Annotated in this window: 1 protein-coding gene; it reads right to left on the bottom strand. The window is 61.5% G+C overall.

Annotated features, from left to right (window positions below):
• Nucleotides 1–1,012, bottom strand: a protein-coding gene (locus tag ACM6JT_RS27115) for an IS3 family transposase (protein WP_414857661.1) whose coding sequence is annotated in 2 segments (ribosomal slippage) — nucleotides 1–760 and nucleotides 760–1,012 — 1,013 coding nt annotated over the 2 segments. Because the reading frame shifts where the segments join, the coding sequence is not laid out codon by codon here. This gene is flagged as partial in the annotation.
• Nucleotides 1,013–1,082 lie beyond the last annotated feature (70 nt).

A 1,082-nucleotide genomic window follows, 5' to 3' on the forward strand; every position in this document is an offset into this window, starting at 1 on the left:
GGCCGGCGCTCGTTGTAGAACTGCCGCCAGCGTTCGATGAGCACCTTGGCCTCGGCGCGGCTGCGGAACCATTCCCGGTTCAGCAATTCGTCGCGCAGCTTGCCGTTGAAGCTCTCGACGAACCCGTTTTGCCACGGACTGCCGGGCGCGATGAAGGCCGGGCCGATTTCAGCATCTCGCAGCCAGCGCATGACCTTGGCAGCGGTAAATTCGGCGCCGTTGTCCGACCGAACGAATGCGGGCTTGCCGTACAGCCGCATCAGTCGCGACAGCGTCAGAATCACATCCTGCGACCGCAGGCTGGCGTCGACCTCGATCGCCAGGCACTCGCGGGTGTATTCGTCGATCACGCAAAGCATCTTCAACGCCCGCCCATCCACCAGTTGATCGTGCACAAAGTCGTAACTCCATACCGAATTGGGTTGTGTCGCACCGGGCAGGCGAATGTCGTTGCCACAACGACGACGGCGAGGACGCCGCCGCGGAATGTTGAGCTGCAAGGCTCGCCACATTCGCCGCACGCGCGATTCGCCCAGCGCCAGCCAAGCCGACATCCGCCGGTAGCCGAAGCGCGGCACTTCCTGAGCAGCCGCGATCAGTCGCTCGCCCAGGCTCCGATCCTTCTCCGGTTGCTTGAGCGTATAGGTTGCCACCCGGCGACTCAGCCCCAGGTAGCAACATGCCTTGCGTTGCGAGAGCCCCCGCCGAGTCAGGACTTCCAGCGCTTCGCGCCGGCCCGTCGGGGTGCTCATTTTTTTCGGCTGAATTCCTTCAGGCCGTCGATCACCAGCATCTGCTCGGCGATCAGGCGCTTGAGCCGATCGTTCTCCGATTCCAGCTCCTTAAGTCGACGCGCGTCAGCCACGTCCATCCCGCCGAACTTGTTGCGCCAACGATAGAAGGTCTGTTCCGAGATGTTGTGGCGCTTGCACAGATCCTTCACCGGCTCATCCCGGCTCTCGGCCTCTCGCAAGATGCGGATGATCTGCTCGTCGGTAAATCGCTTCTTCATCGAGTTCTCCTTGCCTCTAGGATAAAAGAGAACTCACTTGCCAAATGGCTACAAGAAACGCCTCAGGTCA

Source organism: Burkholderia sp. IT-111MI5 (assembly GCF_949752865.1).
In the GTDB taxonomy this organism is placed as follows: Bacteria; Pseudomonadota; Gammaproteobacteria; order Burkholderiales; family Burkholderiaceae; genus Burkholderia; species Burkholderia pyrrocinia_C.